A 24,747-nucleotide genomic window follows, 5' to 3' on the forward strand; every position below is an offset into this window, starting at 1 on the left:
CCCACTATAGTTTTTGACCGGAATGTAGTAATTGGTTGGCTTCACTAACCTCCAGCTCCCCAGAAGCAAGCTTACTCAAAATACCGTCAAGATCCTCCTCTTCCGTATCCTCTTTATTGGTCACCGGTTGAACAGCACCGGCGGCATGCCCGCTCCGGTCTTCCAATGCGCTGTGAATATACTCCGACATCTCACTGATAGACGGATAGGTAAATATATCAGAAATATCGATTAGCGAAGGGAACACCTTCTCGATTTCCTTGACTAAATAAATCGCCGATATCGAGTCTCCTCCCAAATCATAAAACTTATCGGTTATATTGATTTGTTCCAAGCCCAGCACCTTCACCCATGCCTTTACAATGGCGCTCTCGATTACGTTATAATCTCTGTAATCCAATTGCACCGGGGCCAGCACGACATGGCCAGGAGCCTTGGGCAGGGTTGTCCCAATTCTCGCAGCAATCTCTGGCGAAAGGCTGAATGTGATCAGATCCTTGTATAATCCAAAAACCTTATCATCCAGTTCACCAATAATCACCCTCGGGATATCCTTGTTCAGGACCACATTCAGAGCATCTATCGCCTCGCGTGTACCGATATTTTTGAATCCTTGCTCATTCTGATTCTCCTCAAACCCGCCCTCTTGTTTAGTCTTGTTTCTGTAATCAGCCAGCATCCCAATATCTTTCCAGCCGCACCAATTGATCGTGAGTGTTTTTTGTTCAGGCCTGATGAGATTTCTATATTCGACATACGAATCCAAGTAGGCATTGGCTGCTGTGTAATCTGCCTGCCCCAAGCTTCCGCTCAACGAGGTGATGGATGAGAACATTACAAAAAAGTCCAGCTTATCTTCTGCAGTCAGCTTATCCAAGATCCAAGTCCCCTGGATTTTGGGTCTGGTCACGCGGTCAAAGGTTTCTTTTTCCTTTCTAAAGATAAGGCCCTCTCCTGCAACGCCCGCGCAATGGAAAATGCCATTAATACCTGTATACTGCTGCCTCAAATGCGCCAGTATCTTTTGCATCTCATGTGTGTCTGCTACATCCGCTTGATAGTAGTCCACATTCGAGCCGTTCGCCCTAATTTGATTCATGATTTCTGTCTTGTTGTAATTCTTACTGGCCGGATCTGCTGAATGGAACAAGCCGGATCGGCCAACCAGAATCAGATTAACCTTCGCCAGGGAAGAGAGATATCGCGCAACCTCTATTCCCAATCCGCCCAGACCGCCAGTAATGAGATAGACGCCGTCCTTCTTAATCTCCGCTTTCTGATCCGGCAATGCCGGTACATGGACGTTTTGCAGTTCCTGAACATATGGGCTCCCCGCTCTGTAACCCACTAGCTCCACTTGTTTTTCCGCATTGATCTCGCTGACACATTCCGCTGCACTGATCTCTTCATCAATATCAATGCACCTTACATTCAGTTTGGAATATTCCTTCCCGAGCACCTTCCCGATGCCAAAGAAGGCAGCATGATGCGGGTGGACTGCAGTCTCTGAACCACTAATCCGGTGGGCATGATCCGCGAATAATATAAGCTCCATAGGATGATTCGTATGCTTCACTATCGACTTGGATAAATAAAATAAACTGTCCATCCCAAGCTTCAGCTTATGCTCAAGATGCTGCAGATCATCACCTTGGATGGGATCTTGAATTGTCATCAAATGAATGATTTGACCGATTTCTCGCGGTTCGATTGCAGCGAACAACTTATCGTAATCTTCTTGCTGGCTGCCAACACTATATTTTTGCTCACCCTGTCCGGAAAAGGCCCGTCCCGGTATGGCTTCAATAACCGTTTTTCCTGTACGCCGTAAGGAATCAATCATTTCTTCCGCCAGATTAGCCTGATTGTGAAAAATGAGAATAGCCTGATTAGTCTCGCTGCGCCGGAGCCGTTTGTATTCCGCCTTCTGCACCCAGCCAAGCTTATGATAGATAGACTCCTTTTCGGCAGGCTTTTCAAGAGGCGTGAAACCATGAACCTTTTTGACAATGTAACTGCTAATTTCCCCGAATACCTCTCCCTCTTCATTCAGAAGCAGGAGATCGAATTTGCCTGTCTCATCATTCTCATTTTTCTTCTTAGTAATATAACTGTAAAATTTCTTGGGTGTGGGGCCGAGGATACTGAATTCTTTGTAGTAGTAAGGCAAGAAGGTATCCTTACCGATCGTAAAAGTACCCGCATTCACCGCACAATCCATCATGGCCGGGTGCAAATAGAACGGTTTCAGATCGTCCGCATATTCTGCTTGAATCTCCAGCTCACATAATACCCCTTCATGGCCTCTATAGATCGCATTGGTGCATTTCCATCGGCCGCCCACGTTAATGATGCTCTCTGGCCGGTTGGTATCTTCTACATATTGAACGGAAGAATAATTGGACTCCTCAATAACCGGCCAGCTTTGGTTACGACGAATGGCATACACCGAATCATAGGTTCTTTTTAACGCCCCGATATCATAGGATATACGCGTTTGTCTAGCTTTCTTACCAATCCAGGCCTCAGCATGCTTCATCCACTCTTTCCCTGTAGATGACCTGCTGGTGACTGTGAATTTCAAAGTGTCATCCTTAATGTTTACAATCGTATGAACTTCTTTGACTTCGTCCTTCTCTACCTTCAAGAGGTTTAAAAAACTGACATCGCTCAAGACAATATCCCATGTATCGCCAAAATACCTCGTGCCTACTTCTCTTGCCATATCCAAGTAAGTTGTACCCGGAATCACATAGGCATCACTGACTTGATGTTCATTCAGCACCCAAAAATCCTGTACATTCAAATAGGAAACGTAGACTTCCAAATTCATTGATCTAACGGCCAGTTCCTGCAGAAGCGGGTGTATGGTTGGGGCGGAAGGTTCGGATATTCCCGTTTCCTGCAGCTCCACCCACAATCTTTTTTGTTCAAATGGGTATGTAGGCAAACTCACCTTCCTGCTGTCGAGCTGGCTGTAGATTCTTTCAAAATCCACACCTACTCCATTGCAATACGCCTCGCACAATAGCTGTAAATCTGTTGTAGACTTCTCAGAGGATGCCGCCAAACCTCCGCTGCCGGTCATGCTTTTACCTATGAATTTAATGTTCCGTTCCATTTTCTGATAGTATATTTCCTCAGCTTTATCTGTTCGCACACCGGAACGTGCCAGTAGCTTCAGTTTGCGGATCAATTCTTCAGTGGACGATACAATCATTGCGATTCTGAATTGATTCGGTAGTCTTCCGGTATTGACGGTATAACAGAGATCACTTATTCTGATTTCTTGTTCTTTGCCGAGAAACTCTATATAATTCAGAATTAGTTTTTCCAACGACTCTTTGGTCTTCGCAGACACCGTAAATAGATGATCGGCCAGTACTTCTTCCTTGCGCTGTTCCAGCTCGGGAGGCTCCTCCAGGACGACGTGGGCATTTGTCCCGCTTAGGCCAAAGCTGCTGATCCCACATCTGTACACCCCGCTGCTGCCGCTCCAATCGGTTATTTGATCGTTCACGTATACCGGTGAGCCGCTGAATTGGATATTCCGGTTGGGCACTTTAAAATGCAGGCTGGGCGGGATTTTTTTATACTGAATGGCCAGAACCGCTTTGATCAATCCAGCCAGCCCTGCCAGACTGTCCAGATGGCCGATATTAGTCTTCACGGAGCCGATAGCGCAAAACTGCTTGCGGTCTGTGAATCGGCTGAAAGCCCGGTGTATCGCATGAACCTCTATAGGATCTCCCAATTTAGTACCGGTACCATGTGCTTCCCAATAGGTAATCGTCCGAGGGTCAATACATGCTTCTTTCCAGGCATCTACAATCACATTCTCCTGCGCATTCATATTGGGGGCTGTAATGCCCACGGAGCTGCCATCCTGATTGATGGCACTCCCCTTAATTACTGCATAAATATGATCACGATCCTGAATCGCCTTATTCAGCGGTTTGATCAGAACTGCCGCAACCCCTTCCCCGCTGTTAGTCCCATCAGCTTGATCATCGAAGGTTCTAATACTTGAGTCCGATGATGTAATCCCGATGTTCAGGTTGTTTTCCTCTTCCGTCTTAGGGAATATCTTGATATTCACACCCCCGACCAGAGCAGCATCACATTCGTTATTTTTTATAGCTTGGCAAGCGACGTGCAGCGCAACCAGAGATGATGAACAGGCCGTATCAATCATCATGGATGGACCTTTGAAATCCAAAATATATGCCAATCTGCTAGCGATAACGGACTTGATATTGCCTGCAGTCGACAGACCGATCAATGACGGGTCTCCATGCTCAATCAGCTTGAAATATTCGTTGCTGCCGTCACTGCTAAGGCCTACATAAATCCCTGTCTTGCTTCCGCATAATTCCCCCCCGCCATAACCAGCGTCCTCCAAAGTACTCCAGGCGGATTCCAAAAATAGTCTCTGTCTCGGGTCAATCAGCTTTGCCTCATTGGGAAGTATTCCAAAAAAACCGTAGTCGAACTTATCGATTTCATCCAAATAAGCAATTCTGGTATACTGAATGTCTTCATGGAGTGATTTAACCCCACTGAATTCCAGATATCTGTCAGCGTCCTCTTTCCTGTGCAGGGGAATTTCCCTGATACACTCCTTTCCTTTCATAAGTACATCCCAATAGGCTCTCAGATCCTTGGCCTCACCGAACTTACCGGACATGCCGATGATGGCAATGTCACTTTCAGATATAGCCTTAACTTCGGAGTCCCGGAGAGGCCTATCTTCAGATTCAAGGGTGCTGGCGGTGAAAGCCGAGGCCTTCAAATCCTTTAAGCTAATAAAACCATTTTTCATTTCCCCACCTCGTCATTAATTGTGGAATCCAATCTGCCGATGACAGCGTTAGACACTGAAATGTTCGAAAAGTTCCCGGGTATTTGTCTCTTGAAACAATTGGTTGAACCGTGCGATCTGCTCTTCCATTGGAGTTTGCTTTGTTCGAAAAACGGATCTAAGCATATCTACCGCCTGATTCATCTGTTCAACCGTAGGTTGCTTTCCCGTTTCCTCAAGTTCAGCCTGGAGCTTGGCGATCCGTTCATAAGGCTCAATGACCCCACGCGCATATTCCTCGTTGTTCCAATTGTTATTTTTGGTGGACACGGAGATCCCTAGGCTTCTGGAAATCAATGAGAACGTGCTTGACGTATCGGAAGTTTCTTTCCCCGGGAGCAGGGCTGACTTCATTTCCTCGATATCCTCCTGTTTGTCATAGCTGTAAGCAGCAATCCCCGCGGTGTTGTTTCTGACCAGATTTCTCAACGTCGCTTTGGGTCCAAATTCAATGGCAGTATCTACCCCGTTCCGTTCCAAATACTTCATTGTCGCGTACCAGTTCACCGGGCTTATAATCTGCTGTGTCAAGAGATCTCTGATCTGCTCTTTATCCTCGTAAGGCGAAGCGTAAACATTAGATATCACCTGATATTGAGGTTCGTTAAAAGCATAATTTCCCAGCTCACGGTTCAATTTCACAGCTGCTGATTGCATGATTGGAGAATGGAAGGCTGCGCTGACATTCAGTTTGAAGATCTGTGCTCCTTGGTTTTTCAATATTTCAACAAGACGTTCAACTGCTTGCGCATCCCCGGAGACTACAGTATCTTTGTTCCCGTTGTAGTTAGAAATCCCGATAATCATTCCCTGGGAGGAGAGCGTTCTGCACTCCTCCTCAATAATGCTTTCTTCCACTTCCCTGATCGCCGCCATGGCTCCTGCTCCCGATTCCGCCGCTTCTTTCATATACAAGCCTCTGGCTCTAACCAACTTGACTGCATCCGCAAATTCAATAGCCCCTGCAGCTGTCAAAGCGGAGTATTCTCCCAGACTGTGGCCGGCAGCATAGCAAGGTTTCTCTCCAAATTCCTTCATGTATACCCGGTACTGGGCTATACTTGCAGCCAGTATGGCCGGCTGTGTATTTTCTGTCTGGGATAACTCACTTGAACTACCTTCAAAACAAAGTTTTCCCAGATCAAACCCCAAGACTTCACTCGCCTCAGCATAGGTCTGTTTGGCAATACCGAAGTTATCGTATAGATTTTTGCCCATCCCTACATACTGGGAGCCTTGTCCTGAGAAGAGAAACGCTATTTTTGACATTGTATATTCCCCAATCTAATTAAGATTTTAATAATATGAGAAAAGTTTCACATTTCACTGCAATCCTACACTTCCATTTCCGTTGAAGTGCGCTCATCGCTCTCTATGATGACTTGCAGCAGCTTAATATATTGATTGAACAGCTCGTGCATTTTGCTTTGCTTCAGCTTGCTGCGGTTATACCTCAATTCGATTCCGATTTCACTGGTCTTCTCTACGGCTTCAAGCACCACATCATTAGTATCCGCGTGATCCGTTAACAGATTGCTGACATCGACCCTTGAGAACAGGGGCAACACAGTGCTTCCCATTCCGGTTCTGAACACTTCCAGGTCACTTTGAACCGTGTGGGCGGATTCAGGCACATGCTTAAGCTTGTCCTTGACCAGGCTTACGATCTCGTGAAAATCATCCAGTCCCGCTATATCCATCTCTAGCAAGCTGAACCTGCCGTCTCTCTGATCGGAGAACTGTAGGGTAAACCGTTCCCTTTGGCAAATGTCAGATAAGAGGAACACATAACCGGCCAGTAAAAGATGAATGATGTCATATTGGTTATGACTGCAAATATGCACCATTCCAGCATAGGAATCTCCTGCGAAGCTGAACCTCAGAACCCGGCCGTCATTAGGCTCAGCTTCTGCTGCCAGAAATGCAGCAGGCAATTCAATAGCCATGCCCTCGTGATCCAGGGTTGCTGCAGCCTCAGCGAACGCGAACTGCGTATCAATGAACTGGGCCAGCTTGCTGATCGTCGGGTAGGAAAAAATATCGGTGATTTGAATTTTATCCGGATACAGCTTCTGGAGCTCGTTATACATGGCCACTATTTTCAGGGAGTTACCACCTACCTCAAAGAAATTATCATAGATGCCGACCTTCTCGATATTCAGGATCATCGACCATATATGCTGAATCTCTTTCTGGAGATCTGTAACTGCCTCTTCATAGTCATCCCGAAGGTCAGGACGCGCGTTACCCGGTTTCGGCAAGGCCTTAAGATTCGTTTTTCCATTTGCGGTCAGCGGAACTTCATCAATCTGAATGTACATCTGCGGCATCATATACTTAGGCAGAACCGGTGATAAAAAGTTCACTAATTCCGATATATTGATCTTCTCGGCTGCCACAAAATATAACACCAGATCTTGTGAACCCAATACATTAGGTTGTCCAGCGACTACACATTGCTTAATCTTGTCGTACCGGGCTGCAACACTTTCAATTTCTCCCAACTCTATACGGTACCCGCCGATTTTGACCTGGTTGTCCAATCTCCCGATAACATCCAGTTCCCCGTTCGGTAGCCATCTGGCCAAATCCCCCGTTTTGTACATCTTTGTACCTTCAATAAAAGGGTTGTCCACGAACTTGGATGCAGTTAGCTCTTCCTTGTGCAGGTACCCTCTCGCTATGCCATCTCCGGCTATGCATAATTCACCCGCAACACCCATAGGTGCTATATGTCCGATTTGGTCCACAATATATACCTGCGTATTCGCTATCGGCTTTCCGACATTCACATTGTTTTCATGAGTCAATTCTTTGACTGCGGACCAGATCGTAGTTTCGGTCGGGCCATACATATTGTAGATTCTGGAATCTGTGAACTGTTTTAGCTGGGCTAGCAAATCCTTAGGAAACCCTTCCCCCCCAATCATCATCAGCTTTAATTTTTTAAAGCTTTCTGGCGTATTGCTGCAGTTTAGCATTAGCTTCAGCCTCGACGGAGTCAATTGAATCGTATTCACTTCTGAATCCACAATGACTTTGTTCAGCAAGTAAGGATCCTTCTGTTCCTCTTCACTGGCAATGACCACCTTCAAGCCCCGGGTGAGAGGCAACAGCGTTTCTAAGCCGAAAATATCAAAGGAGCACGTAGTTACCGAGAGAATGATTTTATCAGGTGTGAAACTTATCCGGTCTGTTATTCCTGTAATAAAGTTATGAACCGCTCGGTGTTCAATTGCCACCCCCTTAGGTTTACCCGTGGAACCTGAGGTATAGAGTACATAGGCCAAATCTTCAGCTTTATTAATGATCTGGAGATTGGACTCATCCTCATCTTGTATCTGCTTAGAGCCGATATCCAAGATCTTCACAGCTTCACTCAAGTCCAAGGACGAAGCCAGGCCTTTTTCAGTTAATAGTAGATTGGCTTGGCTGTCTTGAAGCATATAGTTAATTCTGTCTACCGGATAATCGGTATCCAGAGGCAAATAGCCGCCTCCCGCTTTCAATACTCCCAGAATTCCCACCAGCAGGTTTAAAGATCTTTTCACCAGAATCGGAACAATGACATTGTCTCTAACACCATTCTTCCGCAAAACCCCGGCCAATTGGTTCGCTCTCTTATTGAGCTCCCTGTAACTCAAAACTGCGCCGTGAAATTCCAATGCTATGGCTTCTGGTGTCCGTTCGGCCTGTTCTTCGAATAACTGTGCGATGGTCTTATCTTTGGCATAAGCTGTCCCGGTACAATTGAGCTCATGGAGCAGCTTGTTTCTCTCCCGTTCACTCACCATATCCATGTTCTCTACCGACTCATCCGGATTAGAAACTGCACAGTTTAGTACATGTACCAGATTATCCATCAGGGCGCTTATAACATCCCTGCTGTACGTGTGGCCATTATACGTCATCTTTATTTGCAGCATATGACCGGGAGCAATCAGAATCTCCAAGTCATAATTGGTTTGCTCAAACCCCTGAGCTGCAGTGATCTTCACCTCTGCTCCTTGAGGTCCTTGAAGTTCCACCAGGCTTTGATCGACAGGATAATTCTCATAGACCACTACATGATTGATCAGACTATTCTTCATAGGGGTCAGAGCCTGAATCTCTGCAAGCTGGCAATAACTGAATGTATTAGCTTGGACAAAATCCTTATTCAGCTTCTTGGCCAGATCAATAAAAGATACGTGTTCCTCCCCTGTGACCCGGACCGGTACGGTGTTGATACATAAACCCACCATGTTCTCTATTCCTCTAATTCCACTTGGTCTGCCGGACACAACTGAGCCGAATACTACATCATTGGTATTGCTGTATTTTTGCAGTACTACGCCCCAAGCGGTTTGGATTACCGAACTCAAGGTGATGCTGTTGGTCTCAGCAAGGCACTTCAGCTTGGCAGTTATCTGTTCTTCAAGTAGGATTCGCTCCTGTTGATGCTTGAAACCCTTCTCCTTGTGTTGAAGCTCAGGTATCATCGTTCCCAACTCGTAAGCTTCTAAATAGGCTTGCCAGTAATCCAGTGCAGAAGTTTTATCCTGATGATCAAGCCAATTCAAGTAATGGCTGTAAGGCACGGCCTTCACTATTTCCAGCTTCTCTTCATGGACCAGCGCTTTATATTGGGTTATTACTTCTTGAATGATAATACCTGCACTCCAGCCATCCATAATGATATGGTGGAAGCTGTACACGACTTTGAATTTGCCGGCATCTGTCTTTATCACAGCTACACGGATTAGACAGTCTTGTCCAAGGTCAAAAGGATTGCTTCTATCCTGCATCTTGAATTGTTCCACATAGCCGCTCTTCTCCTGTATGCTCGAGGAACTGACATCCTCGTAACGGATGTGGAGCTTTCTTTCCTTCAAAACCGTCTGCTTGAATCTTTTAATATCATGATAGAAAAAGGCTGTTCTAAGAATTTCATATTTTTCAATCACTTGATTCAGAACCACATTCAAAATATCTACATTAAGGTTTCCTTCAATATTCAATTCACTTTGTTCGAAATACGTGCTGGAACCTGCATCCACGATGGTGTTATACATCATTCCCTCTTGCATAGGAGACAAGGAATGAATTTTCTCTATTTCCTTTCCGCAGGCAAGCAGTGTATGCAGATCCTCCAGACTCAAATCCGGATCTCCATAGTCCCACGGCGTTTTCTCGGCGGTATGTTGATGTGCACAATGGTCAATGACCCGAAGTAAGCTGGTGTGAAAAGCTGTAGTTAATTGCTCAACCGTTTCACGTTGATATTCCAGCGTGCTATAGCTGAACACCAGCTCTAACTGTCCCTCCATAATCAGACCATTAATATCAATACCGTTAAGCTTCTTGTTTTCACTCGAAATACTGGCTCCGCTGGATAGTTTGGAGAATTTCAGCAAGCTGTTTTCGGCTTCTTTCCCAAATTCACCAAGATAGTTAAAGCATACTTCAGGTTCTATAGTGCGCATTTCCTTATTCCCGTTCGATAAATACTTCCAAACCCCATATCCAATGCCCTTGCCTGGGACATGCCTCAACATTTCCTTGGTATGCTTGAGGGAATAAGCAATATCATGGCTATGGGTCATATCTACAACGATGGGATAGATTGTAGTGAACCATCCAACGGTCCGGTCTATGGATACCCCCTGAAAGATATCCTCTCTTCCGTGCCCTTCAAGGCTCACAAGCAGCTTTTCCATCCCCCCCCACTCCTTAAAGGCAAGCCCCAGCGAACACAGCAAAACATCATTAATCTGCGTGTTATATGCTGTATTGGTATTCCTCAAGAGCCTAGCGGTTTGTTCCTTGGAGAAGTTGAGGCTGACCTCCATTCGCTCGCAATATCCACTGTGTTCTTCACCGAAATCCTTAGGTAATTGAACAGAGTTAATATTCGTGATCGTTTTCCAGTACTCTGCTTCGTGCAGCAACTCTCTACCGGATGCGTATTCCTTCAACTTCTGTGCCCAGGATCTATAGGATGTTGTTTTTGGAGGAAGGCTAACGGCGGTACCACTTGAAATACTCCGGTAAGCCGATTCCAGATCCGCAATCAGAATTCTCCACGACACGCCGTCCATAACCAGGTGATGAACAGCCACAAGCAGATGATCTCCCTGACGAGTCTTGAATAATCCCACTTTAAGCAGGAGGCCTTTTTCCAGATCAAGTCCTTTTTGCAATTCGCCGGACAATTCGGGAATGCTGCTCTCCTCGTCTTCATCCCTCAGATCATAGACATCTAGGGTAAATGCATCTCCGGCAAAGTCCGTACTGCGATTCCACTGCGTAATTCCTTCATGCGTTCTTTTGTAAACCATTCTCAAGGCATCATGGTGCACAATGATAGCCACGAATGCTTTTCGTAATATCTCTTCATCCAACCCTTCTTTTCTATAGAACATAAAAGCCTGATTGTAATGATTTTCTTGGGTAAGGCCCTTCTCAAAAAACCACTGCTGAACCGGCAGGAACTGCACGCTGCCCTCAACTGCTCCCTGCGGTACCTGTACATCCTCGTATTTAACATAATCGGCGAGTTCTTTAATGCTGGGATATTGCATCAAGTCCTTCACCTCAAGTCTGAGTCGATGCTCCCTCAACGCTGAGACGATGAGGATGGATTTGATGGAATCCCCCCCCATTTCATAATAGTTATAATTGGTTCCTATGGGCTCGATATGGAGTACCTTTTGCCATACGTCTACCAGAATTCCTTCAATCTCATTGATTGGAGCCTCATAAGTAGCAGCCTGCATTTCGTTGATATCTATTACAGGTAATGCCTTAATGTCCACTTTCCCGTTTGAACTCAACGGCAGCTTGGCAATCTGAACGGCATAGCTGGGAACCATGTAGCTCGGGAGTTCCTTTGACAGACCTCCTCTAATTTCTGATGCCGTTACCTCTTTATTGGAGACTACGTATGCACACAGATAGTTGTGGCCCTGATCATCTGTTCTGGCTACTACAACTGCCTCTGTAATGTCTGGCATTTGCAGAAGCCGATTTTCGATCTCACCAGTTTCGATCCGGTAACCTCTTACTTTAACTTGATTGTCCATTCTTCCCAGGTATTCTACCGTACCGTCAGGCAGCCATCTGGCCATATCTCCGGTTTTGTATAGTTTGCCTCCTGCCTTATAAGGATGATCTACGAATTTCTCGGCAGTTAACGCTTCCTTATACAAATATCCCCGCGCTACCCCGTCGCCGCCAATACATAATTCTCCGGCAACGCCAATGGGCAGCAGCTCCATCCGGCTTCCTAAAATATATAATTGCGTATTGTCTGCAGCGATACCGATAGAGACCGAGGTCCCCTTATCTCGTTCAACATTATATTTGTAAATCATGCAGCCCACAGTCGCCTCTGTAGGTCCATATTCGTTATAGATCTCTATGCGACCATCGAATGCGCGGTGTATCTTTTCCGCTACCTTTGTCTTCAGATCTTCACCGCCGACTATCAATTTCCTGATGCTGGACCGGGACAGGTCCATATCCTCCAGTAATCTCAAATGTGTCGGAGTTAATTTTAATATATGGACCTTATTCTCTTCGGCTATCGTTCGGGTTAACAGGGCCTTGTCTTCACCAGCATAGATAACGATGGTATTCCCGGATATCAGCGGTGTATAAATAGAAGTTACAGTTAAATCAAATGATATGGAGGAGTACAGCGGAAAAGCAGCCTGATCTCCTGCAACATAACGTTTATTGGCCCAATAAATGTAATTGACCAAATTTTTATGCTCTACCATTACACCCTTGGGATTACCTGTCGTCCCCGAAGTGTATATAACATAGGCTAGGTCTCCTGGCATGCTGACTTTTACCGGATTGCCTGTCTTTCTAACGTACAAACTTCTATTCTCCAGATCTAACCGCTCTCCGGTGTATGTTAAATCCTTGACGATATGATGCTGGAGCAAGAGCATAGCAGCTTGGCTATCCGTCAACATATAATTGATTCTGTCTGCAGGATATTCCGGGTCAATCGGAAGATAAGCTCCACCCGACTTTAAGATTCCCAGTATCCCTATGATGAGCTCCAGGGATCGGTCAGCCATGATGCCTATAACAGTTTCCGCGGCCACTCCTTTCTCTCTCAATACGCTAGCCAGACTATTGGCCTGCTCGTTTAGCTCCTTGTAGGTCAATGCCTGATCTCCACATACCACTGCAAGCAGATCTGGAGTTCTGTCCACCTGCTCCTCGAACAATTCCTGGATGGTCTTGTCCTTCGGATAAGCTGTAGGTGCAGTATTGAACACGTTCAGCAGCATCTGTTTTTCTTGATCAGTGATCATGTCCAGCCCGCCAAGCTCCTTATCCGGGGTAGCCGCTACCTCTGCCAATAGGCGGGTGTAATGTTCTCCCATTCTCATCACTGTAGCTTTGCTAAACAGTCGGCTGCAGTATTCCAAGCTAAAGTCTAGATTGTCATTAGCCTCTTTGGCGGTCAAGGTCAGATCGAACTTGGCTATATCGGCCATTGGCTCAATCAGTTTGATCTTAGCCTGTTCTACATTAGTTTTTAATCCGTAATCCAGATTCTCGAGCACAAACATAACATCAAACAATGGATTTCTGCTGGTGTCACTTTTGAGATTTAGCTTTTGGATTACCTTTTCGAATTGATAATGGGTGTGCTCAAAATCTGCCAATGTATGACGCTTAACTTCCTCCAGGAACTCCCGGAAGGTTCTACTTCCTGCCGGGTAATTTCTCAGTGCCACTGTATTTACGAACATTCCCATCGTTTCTTGTAGTTCGCTGTGGGATCTTCCCGACTCTACTGTACCCACGATGATATCTTCCTGCCCGGTATATTTCCACAGCATCACATTGTAGATGGCCAATAACACCATATATATCGTTGTTCCCGTCTCCCGGGCCACCCTTTGCAGGGCAGCCGTTAACTCCGCTCCTGCCTCGAAGTGTATCCGGTCCCCCTCAAATTGCTTGACCCGGGGTCTCTCCTCATCCGTATGCAGATTCAGCAGCGGCAGCTCTCCAGACAATCGCTCCAGCCAATAATCTTCCTCTCTGTTCATTACTTCTTGCCCGTTCCGGCTGTTCTGCCATTCGGAATAGTCCTTGTACTGAAGCACCGGTGCCTCTAGTACGGCTCCCTCGTACAAAGCTTGGAATTCCCGAATAAATACCCCAATAGAAATGCCGTCCATTACAATGTGATGAACATCCAGCAGCAGAATGGACTTCGCTGCCCCGCATCTCAACAGCCGGCTTCTCAATAATGGCGCCTCGCTCAGATCGAACGGTGTCACGAAGGTACGGATCGCTTCTTCCACTTCGCCTTCATGCAGCGCCTCGCCCGTGAAGTCCAGCTTCCAGCTTTCGTGAATGTACTGGACCACTTCCCCGTTCACGACCTCAAAATGAGTTCGCAGCGCCTCATGTCTCTGCACTATTTCATTCAGCACCGCTTCAACCCGGGCATCTTCCAGTGCTTCCTGGAACTCGAGGACAACCGGCACGTTGTAGACGATACTCTGCTTGTCCATCTCCCATAACGCGTACATTCGCTTTTCCGCCGAAGAGGCAGTGTAGTAGGGCTGGGACGCCGCTTGGGTGATACTTGCGTATTCCTGCCGCTCCAAGCTGCTGATCAAGCTGCCCAGCCTCTGGATTGTGGAATGCTCAAATAATTCTCTGACTTTGATGTCGACCCCCAGCACTTTCCTTACTTGGGACACCGTCAGCGCTGCTGTGAGCGAATGTCCTCCCAGATCAAAGAAGTCATCATGAATGCTGATTCCCTCCATTCCCAGTACATTTCCCCAGATCGCAGCAAGCTGTTCTTCCACTTCACTACGTGGTGCTTCATAAGCTCCACGCATCCGGTTCAGATCCGGCTCCGGCAATTGTTTGCGGTCAATCTTTCCGTTTGGTGTTAACGGCAGTTGTTCAATCTGTATGATATAGCCCGGAAGCATATAGGACGGAAGCACTTTTGCCAGGTCATCCCTCACCTGCGAGACCTCCAATTCCGTGTCTGCTGTCACATAGGCGCACAGATATTTCTCTTCCCGTTGATCGATTCTGTCCACCACTACGGCTTCTTTAATGACCTGCTGCTTTAGAAGCTGCTGTTCAATCTCACCGATTTCAATGCGGAATCCTCTGATTTTGATCTGATTATCCAGCCTGCCAAAATACTCAATACTGCCATCAGGCCGCCATCTCCCGAGGTCACCCGTTTTATACATCTTTGCCCCTTGCAAGAAGGGGTTATTCACAAACTTCTCCTCTGTCAGAGTCTCATTATATAAATATCCCTTTGCCAATCCCATGCCACTGATGCAGATCTCGCCGGTGGCCCCTATCGGAACAATTTGATTAGCTGGGTCAACGATATAAACCTTTGTATTCGTGATGGGTCTGCCAATCTGACGGTAAAGCGCGCCTTCGTGGACATTATCCAAATCCATGTAATGGGCGATACACCCAATGGTGCTCTCCGTTGGCCCGTAATGATTCATGAATTTCATCCAGGGGCATTCTTTCGCAAGCTTCATGACATTTTGAATACTCAGACGTTCTCCGCCTAGAATTATAGTCTTCATATCGGCGCAGGATCTCCATAGGGAGTCGTAATCCATCAGTGTTGAGAATAAAGTTGGAGTCATTTTCAGATAGCTGATCTGATTCTGTTGTACATACTCCAATAATTCCGGCGGATTAAGATAGCTTTCTTTAGGAATGACGTGCAATTCTCCGCCACAGGCCAGTACAGGAAAAATACTGGTATAACATAAATCGAAGCTGTACTTTGATGTTACAAGAGATCGGCTTGAAGAATTGAGGTTCAGCTCCTGACCAGCCCACCTTACATAATTCGCTAAGGATTGATTTCGGATACTTACTCCCTTGGGATTGCCTGTTGTTCCAGATGTATAAATAACGTATACTCCATCCCCCAAGTCATACGCAGTCCTTACGTTGCTGCTTTCCTGCCCTTCATATAAAGCTTCATCCCCGATATCCAGGCATTCAATATCAATTTCACCCTCCAGCGTTTCTATTAACCGGGAAGTGGAGATCAGAACTTTTGCTTGGCTATCGTTTAGTATATTGCCGATTCTGCTGCCAGGAGCCTCCTCATCCATCGGCAAAAAGGCACTTCCTGCCTTTAAAACCCCTAACATGCCCACTAGCAGATTTTCTGACGGCTCAAGCAGCAGCGCGGCAATACTGTTGCGCCCTACTCCTCTTTCGAGCAGCGCTCTTGCCAGGCGGTTTGCTTTTTCATTCAACTCTTTGTATGTGAGCTGCTTGTCTTGAAAGACAACTGCCACTTGATCAGGTGATTTCTCTGCCTGCTCTTGAAAGAGCTGCTGCAGGCTTTTATCCACTAAATATTCTGAATTTGTGTTATTGAACCTGCTTAATATCCTGTTTCTTTCCTGCTCTGTGATTCCGCTGATATCACCTATCTTCACAGTAAGATCTGAGGCTGCGAGATCCAATATATTGCCTAAGTTACTGCTGATCAGACCAATAATCTCCTCATTGTAGACATAACCGTTATACGTGAATTCAAAGGTTAGTTCTTCACCTGGCAGTACAACGATTCCAAAGTCGTAATGGGTTTGCTCAAATGCCTCAATTCCGGTTATATTCAGAACAGCCTTGCTGCCATCCTCAGCTCCTGCCGGCTTATCCAGCGGATAGTTTTCATACACTACCATATGATTAATAAGATTACCCTTCATGCTTGTTAATGCCTGCAGATCTGCCAGTGAACTGTATCCATAGGAAGTATTTGCTTCGTAAAAATCATTATTGATTTGCTGGGCTAATGCCAGGAAAGAGACGGATTTGTCCCCTTTCACTCTTACAGGAACGGCATTAATGAACAAACCCACCATTTTATCAATATCTGCAACTTCACATTGCCGTCCGGAGATAATGGAGCCAAACACAACATCCTCGGAATGATTGTATTTTTGCAGCAATACTCCCCAAGCCGTTTGAACTAACGCATTTAATGTAAGCCGATTCTTTTCAGCTGCATGCTTCAGCCTGGTAGTCACTTCCTTGCTAAGCTGAAGGGTTGCTTTTCTGCGCTGGTAAACGGATTCCCGATCCGTATGAAAACGGGGGATTCCCGCCTCCTGCTCATAGCCGTCCAGATACTGGCTCCAATAGCGTATAGCAGCATCCTGGTCCTGCTGATCGAGCCACTTCAAATACTTGCTGTAAGGTTCTGTGGAATCCAAGATCAGCTGCTGACCTTTACATAATGCTGTGTATATTTCCGCTGCATCCTTCATCAATAAGCCCGTGCACCAGCCATCCATAATAATATGATGAAAGCTATAGAGAAGCTGGTACCTCCGGCGGCTTATTTTCATGACGGAAACCCTGATCAGGCAATCCTTTGTTAAATCAAACCCTCTGGCCCTGTCTTCATCTTTGTAATGCTCTATGAATGTTTCTTTAGCATTGTCATCAAGATGGCTTATGTCCTCATAGTTCACACTTATCGTTCGTTCTTTCATCACGGCCTGCTTAAAAGTGCTTAGTTCCTCGTAAAAAAATGCTGTCCGCAGTATCTCATATTTTTCGATCAGCTTATTAAGGGTCGTATTCAAATGGGACAGGTTTAGCTTCCCTTCCAGTGTGAACATAAGCTGTTCAAAATAGGCCTGGGAGCGGTGATCCAGCAATAGATGATAGAGCATTCCTTCCTGCATAGGTGTAAGAGAATGAATTTTCTCAACCGGCTCTCCACTGGAGAGAATTACAGCCAGATCCTCTAATGTCAATTCCTTGTCTCCATAATCCGACGGTGTTTTCTCTGTTTTCTTCCGGGCTTCGCAATGCTCAATCACTGCGGTTAGATTATTCAAATAGCCTTCGGTTAATCTCTCAATGGTTTCATGTCTAAATTCCTCAGTACTATAGTTAAATACCAGTTTCAATTGTCCGTCTATAATCAGACCGTTGATTTCTATGGCATTTAGCTTCGGATTGGACAATGAAACCCCTCTGCCGCAGGATAGTTCTGAATGTCTGAGAAGGACTTGCCCAGCAGGATTAGTGAATTCACCCAGGTAGTTAAAACTGATATCCGGGTTCAGCTTAAACTGGACATCTCCTTTACCCTCTGAGCTTGCCAAATATTTGAGTATCCCGTAACCAATCCCTTTATTGGGTATTCCCCTTAAGGTTTCCTTGGTGTACTTGATGCAAGCTGACATATCATCGCTGTGGCTCATATCCAGAATTACCGGATACATGGATGTGAACCAGCCAATGGTTCGGTCAATCGAAAGATCCTTAACCAGATCCTCCCGGCCATGGCCTTCAAGACTTACTAGAATCTTGCTGCTGCCTGTCCACTCTTTGACCGCCATTCCCAATGAGCAAAGTAGAAGGTCATTGATTTGCGTGTTATACGCAGCATTCGTTTTTCTTAACAACCTTTCTGTCCATTTTTTCGAAAGACACACAGTAATATCGTTGCTTTTGCCAAAAGTACTTTCTTGGACCTCAAAATCTCTTGGGATTTCAGCGACCTGCGTATTTTCGACCTTCTTCCAATACGGGAGCTCTCTTCGCATTTCTCTGCTGTCTGCCAATCCGGCAAGACTATGCGTCCATTCCCTATAAGAAGCCGTTTTATCGGGCAGGATGACATCATTCCCTTTTCGAACACATCTATAAGCGTACTCCAGATCTTCAAGCAGGATTCTCCATGATACTCCATCCATCACCATATGATGGATGGAGATTAACAGCTGGTCACCAACACGGGTTCTAAATAACCCTAGTCTTATTAAGATACCTTTTTCCAAATCCATTCCTTGCTGAATTTGATCTGCTAAGCTTTCTATAGTGCTCTTGTAATCCAGATCTTCACTCAGATCATATATATCTAATTTAAAAACATCCCTGGACTGGTGAGCCCCTCTGTTTACTTGTCTTTTTCCGCTTTGGTCCCGCAGGTAGATCATGCGAAGAGCATCGTGATGGTTAATCACTATCTCAAAGGTTGAACGTAACAGCAATTCATCGATACCTTCTTCAACAGTAAACATGAAGGCCTGATTAAAATGGTTCTCTTCCGGAAACCTGCGTTCCAGAAACCAGCGCTGTATCGGAGCGAATTCAACATCCCCCTCGACGTCCCCCTGATCCATCTCAACCGTATGTTTCTTGATATGCGGGCTCAGCTCTTTTATAGTTGGATATTGCATGATATCCCTTACTTCAAGTCTCAGATTATGCTTCTGAAGTCTTGATACGAGCATAATAGATTTTATGGAGTCACCGCCGAGTTCGTAATAATTGTCATTTATCCCGATCCGCTCAACTCTCAGCGTGTCTTCCCACACACTTACTAATATCTCTTCTATGGAGTTTCGGGGCGCTTCCCACATTTCGTCTGATGATTCGGCCAGCTTCATTCCGGCAAGTGCTTTTTTATCAATTTTCCCATTTGGGGTAAGCGGCATTTTATCCACATGAATGAAATATCCAGGGATCATGTATAGCGGCAATACCTTCGATAACTCCGCTTTTATAGCAGCTGCTGATATTTCCGGGTCCGCAACGATATAGCCGCATAGAAAAGAATTCCCGTAATCATCGATCCTGGCGACAACGACTGTCTCCTGGACAGCTTTTAACTTTAATAATTGGTTTTCAATTTCTGCTGTCTCAACCCTATAACCTCTAATTTTCACCTGATTGTCGATTCTTCCCAAATACTGTATATTTCCATCAGGCAGCCATTTAGCCAAATCTCCGGTTTTATACATTATTGCACCGGGATGAAACGGATTTTCCACAAACTTTTCATGGGTAAGATCGTCTCTGTATAAATATCCTCTTGCTAAAGAAGCACCGGAAATATTCAATTCCCCAGGGACCCCGACCGGAACCAGCTGGTTATGCTGATCGAGAATATAAATGTCAGTATTCGCAATCGGTTTTCCAATAGGTATATTTTTGTAATTTTTATCCACAACAAAGCTCGTAGTGACCACAGTATTTTCTGTAGGCCCATAATTATTAATTAACTCATAAGTTTGTTTTCTATATTTTTTCAGCTTATCTGCTCCCGTAAGCAACTTGCGGAGCGACTTATTCTCCAACTCCATAAACTGCTCACAAATCTGGGTAGGAAGAAAGCTGATTGTGATCCCCTGTTCCTCATAGAAACGATTAAGCTCATTAATATCCAGCATGATTGATCGATCCACAATATGAATAGAGGCTCCAGCCACAAGATAAGGGAAAATTTCCCACACTGAAGCATCAAATCCAAACCCGGCATATTTAGTGGCCCTATCTTCCTCACTGACACTATAGAAATGATTATGCCACAGGCATAAGTTAATGAGCGCTTTATGCTCAACCATAACCCCTTTAGGATTCCCCGTCGTTCCCGACGTGTAGATCACATAAGCCAGATGGTTTGCATCATTTCCTGTCTTCGGGTTGCTTGTCACATGGCTGTATAGAGTGTTATTGTCCAAATCGATGACCGGGACCTCGTCATTTAAATTTTTCATGTTCTCCGTGTGAGATAAGAGGAGTACGGCTTGGCTGTCCTTCAGCATATAGCTTATACGTTCTTCCGGATACTCCAGGTCGATCGGCAGATACACCGCACCTGCCTTCAATATGCCCAATACACCTACTACCATGTTCAGGGAGTGTTTTGCCATGATCCCTATAATAGTTTCTTTTTTCACCACATATGCTCTCAATACGCTAGCCAGGCTATTGGCCTGCTCATTTAGCTCCTTGTAGGTCAATGCCTGATCTCCACATACCACTGCAAGCTGGTCTGGAGTTCTGTCCGCCTGCTCCTCGAACAATTCCTGGATAGTCTTGTCCTTCGGATAGGCTGTAGGTGCAGTATTAAATACGTTCAGCAGTATCTGTTTTTCTTGATCAGTGACCATGTCCAGCCCGCCAAGCTCCTTATCCGGGGTAGCCGCTACCTCTGACAATAGGCGGGTATAATGTTCTCCCATTCTCATCACTGCAGCTTTGTTAAACAGTCTGCTGCAGTATTCCAAGCTAAAGTCTAGATTGTCGTTAGCCTCTTTGGCGGTCAAGGTCAGATCGAACATCGCCAGCTGTAGTTCGGGCTCAATTATCTTTATTCCACCAGTTCTCTTTTCCTGGGCAAAGCCATAGTCCATACTTTCAAAAGCAAACATGACATCAAATAATAGGTTTCTGCTTGAATCCTTTTGCAGATTCAGCAGATTCAACAGGTTTTCATATGGATAGGCTGCATGCTCAAAGTCTGCCAATGTATGACGCTTAACTTCCTCCAGGAACTCTCGGAAGGTTCTACTTCCTGCCGGGTAATTTCTCAGCGCCACTGTATTTACGAACATTCCCATCGTTTCTTGTAGTTCGCTGTGGGATCTTCCCGACTCTACTGTACCCACGATGATATCTTCCTGCCCGGTATATTTCCACAGCATCACATTGTAGACGGCCAACAGCACCATATATATCGTTGTTCCCGTCTCCCGGGCCACCCTTTGCAGGGCTGCCGTTAACTCCGCTCCTGCCTCGAAGTGTACCCGGTCCCCTTCAAACTGCTTGACCCGGGGTCTCTCCTCATCCGTATGCAGATTCAGCAGCGGCAGCTCTCCGGACAATCGCTCCAGCCAATAATCTTTCTCTCTGTTCATTACTTCTTGCCCGTTCCGGCTGTTCTGCCATTCGGAATAGTCCTTGTACTGAAGCACCGGTGCCTCTAGTACGGCTCCCTCGTACAAAGCTTGGAATTCCCGAACAAACACTCCACTGGATATGCCGTCCATTACAATGTGATGAACATCCAGCAGCAGAATAGACTTCGCTGCCCCGCATCTCAACAGCCGGCTTCTCAATAATGGCGCCTCGTTCAGATCGAACGGTGTCACGAAGGTACGGATCGCTTCTTCCACTTCGCCTTCATGCACCGCCTCACCCGTGAAGTCCAGCTTCCAGCTTTCGTGAATGTACTGGACCACTTCCCCGTTCACGACCTCAAAATGAGTTCGCAGCGCCTCATGTCTCTGCACTATTTCATTCAGCACCGCTTCAACCCGGGCATCTTCCAGTGCTTCCTGGAACTCAAGGACAACCGGTAAGTTGTAGACGACACTCTGCTTGTCCATCTCCCATAACGCGTACATTCGCTTTTCCGCCGAAGAGGCAGTGTAGTAGGGCTGGGACGCCGCTTGGGTGATACTTGCGTATTCCTGCCGCTCCAGGCTGCTGATCAAGCTGCCCAGCCTCTGGATTGTGGAATGCTCAAATAATTCTCTGACTTTGATGTCGACCCCCAGCACTTTCCTTACTTGGGACACCGTCAGCGCTGCTGTGAGCGAATGTCCTCCCAGATCAAAGAAGTCATCATGAATGCTGATTCCCTCCATTCCCAGTACATTTCCCCAGATCGCAGCAAGCTGCTCTTCCACTTCACTGCGTGGTGCTTCATAAGCTCCACGCATCCGGTTCAGATCCGGCTCCGGCAATTGTTTGCGGTCAATCTTTCCGTTTGGTGTTAACGGCAGTTGTTCAATCTGTATGATATAGCCCGGAAGCATATAGGACGGAAGCACTTTTGCCAGGTCATCCCTCACCTGCGAGACCTCCAATTCCGTGTCTGCTGTCACATAGGCGCACAGATATTTCTCTTCCCGTTGATCAATTCTGTCCACCACTACCGCTTCTTGGATGGCCTGCTGCTTAAGTAATTGATGTTCGATTTCTGCGGTCTCTATTCTGTAGCCTCTAATTTTGACCTGATTATCCATTCTGCCGATAAATTCAATGTTCCCATCGGGCAGCCATCGGGCCAGGTCACCGGTTCTGTACATTTTAGCTCCAGGCTCAAAAATATGATCAACGAACTTTTCATGCGTTAATTCCTCTTTATTCAGATATCCTCTCGCCAGACTAATTCCTGAGACACATAATTCCCCAGCTACCCCTATAGGAACAAGCTTGTCATAATCATTCACAATGTATGCCTGCAGATTAGCAATAGGTTTACCGATAGGGACAAATGGCAATTCAATTGCCTTTTTCTCCATCGGTGCACCGTAAGTCCACATTGTTGAACAGATAGTGGATTCAGTTGGTCCGTAGGCATTGATATATTTTACCTTTGGCACCCACTTTTCTAATAACACTCTGCTTATGGAGGAACCGGCTGTTACCAGTAATCTCACCGTTTCTACTTCATTGCTGTCCAAGTGATTCAAGTATGCCGGCGGCAACGTCATTACTGTAATGTGATTGCGATTGATGTAATCTGTGAACTCAACATAGCTGCCAATGGTTTCATTAGAGAGAATATGCAGCTCTGCTCCATTTAGCAAGGCCATACTCATCTCCCAGACTGAAGCATCAAATGAAAAACTGGCAAACTGAATAATTTTATCGTCTCCACAAATTCCCAGATCATTTACAAATACAGCCTTCAAATTTCCGATACCGGAATGATTAACCATTACTCCCTTCGGTCTTCCCGTAGTTCCGGATGTGTAGATCACGTACGCTATATCCGTCACAACGCTGATGTTTCCCAGGTTGGTTTGTTCATTGTTATATAAATAATCGCCGTCCAAATCAACAATATCTCCGTCATAATCCAACTCAATACCATTTTCATTCGTTGTTAGAAGCATTCTTGCTCCGCTATCTTCCAGCATATATTGAATTCTATCTACAGGATAACTAGGGTCAATCGGCAGAAACGTGCCTCCTGCCTTCAAGATTCCCATAATGCCAATAATCGTTGACAGAGATTTCTCTGCCATAATCCCTACTATAGATTCCCGCTTTACCCCCATGGTCCGCAATGCTCTCGCCAGGCTGTTGGCTTTTTGATTCAATGCTTGATATGTTAATTTCCGCTCTCCATGCACCACTGCTGTATGTATCGGAGTTTTCTCCGCCTGCTGCTCGAATAACTCCTGGATCGTTGCTTCTTTGGGATATTCCTTAGCATTATCATTAAATTCGTATAGCAGCTGACGCTTGTCCTTCTCTGAGAGAATCTCTATATTTTTCACCGCAAGCTTGGAAGAGCACAATACTGCTTGCAATGCATTTAGAAAATGGTTTGATATTCTGCAGACCGTATCTTGCTTATACAGATTTGCATTATAGTGAATGGTCCCCTGCAGGGTTTGGTCTTTTTTCGCAAAAGAGAAAAGCATATCGACATCAGAATCTGTTGCACTTGCCTGTCCCTGAAATTCTTCCAGCATAATCATAATGGCGTATAGCAGTTCCCCTTCACCCGAATCTTTTTTCCCTTGAGATAACCGTTCATCGATAAAAAAATACGGATGTTCAAGAGCCTCGTTCAAGGTTTGCCCTGCACCCAGTAATAATTCGTCAATCGTACTTTGTTCATGAATGTGATTTCTTAGTACCAGAGCTTTTGTCAAAAGCGGAGTTCCAATTATGATGTCGTTATTACCCGTATACTTGTTTAACAACAGAATTAGTGCGGTTGATAATATCGTATGTATTTGTTCATCTGATCCGTTGCCGAGTTTATTTATTTGTTCACTTAATTCTTTAGCAACAGTAAATTCAACTTGTTCTCTCCGAACCTCGCTCTCATCGCGCTTAGCAAAATCTGCTGGAAAAGAGCTTTTCGTCAGCTCCCCCGATAATTTTCTGGACCAATACAAATTACCCTTTTTCAACGGATCAGACATAATTCAGAACTCCTTTGCTATGGTTTAAATTAATTCCTTACCGGTTTTCAGAGATTCGCGCCATTTAGATAAAATAAGCCTTGAATTTTGAATTTACGAGCTTTTTCGCCCTAAAAATGTAAGAATTATTCGGGTGTTGGTTGTTCTTTTTTCAGGAGT

At 45.5% G+C, this 24,747-nt stretch carries 3 protein-coding genes; all 3 read right to left on the reverse strand.

Going from position 1 to position 24,747, the window contains the following annotated elements:
- Nucleotides 1-4: 4 nt before the first annotated feature.
- Nucleotides 5-4,822 (reverse strand): type I polyketide synthase, encoded by a 4,818-nt coding sequence (locus A3849_RS13745; protein WP_074111934.1) that lies wholly within the window; start codon nucleotides 4,820-4,822, stop codon nucleotides 5-7.
- 48 nt (nucleotides 4,823-4,870) lie between these two features.
- Nucleotides 4,871-6,130: an ACP S-malonyltransferase gene (gene fabD / locus A3849_RS13750; protein ID WP_074111935.1), complete on the reverse strand. Its 1,260-nt coding sequence runs from the start codon at nucleotides 6,128-6,130 to the stop codon at nucleotides 4,871-4,873.
- 65 nt (nucleotides 6,131-6,195) lie between these two features.
- Nucleotides 6,196-24,588 carry a non-ribosomal peptide synthetase gene (locus tag A3849_RS13755; protein WP_074111936.1) on the reverse strand — a complete coding sequence of 6,131 codons (18,393 nt, stop codon included), beginning with the start codon at nucleotides 24,586-24,588 and terminating at the stop codon, nucleotides 6,196-6,198.
- Nucleotides 24,589-24,747: the final 159 nt, after the last annotated feature.

The organism is Paenibacillus sp. P46E (assembly GCF_001909095.1).
GTDB classification, from domain to species: Bacteria; Bacillota; Bacilli; order Paenibacillales; family Paenibacillaceae; genus Paenibacillus_AQ; species Paenibacillus_AQ helianthi.

What these genes read in the sequence shown, in the direction of transcription:
- A3849_RS13745 (WP_074111934.1), bottom strand. Translation starts at nt 4,822, where the DNA reads ATGAAAAATGGTTTTATTAGCTTAAAGGATTTGAAGGCCTCGGCTTTC.
- A3849_RS13755 (WP_074111936.1), bottom strand. Translation starts at nt 24,588, where the DNA reads ATGTCTGATCCGTTGAAAAAGGGTAATTTGTATTGGTCCAGAAAATTA.
- fabD (WP_074111935.1), bottom strand. Translation starts at nt 6,130, where the DNA reads ATGTCAAAAATAGCGTTTCTCTTCTCAGGACAAGGCTCCCAGTATGTA.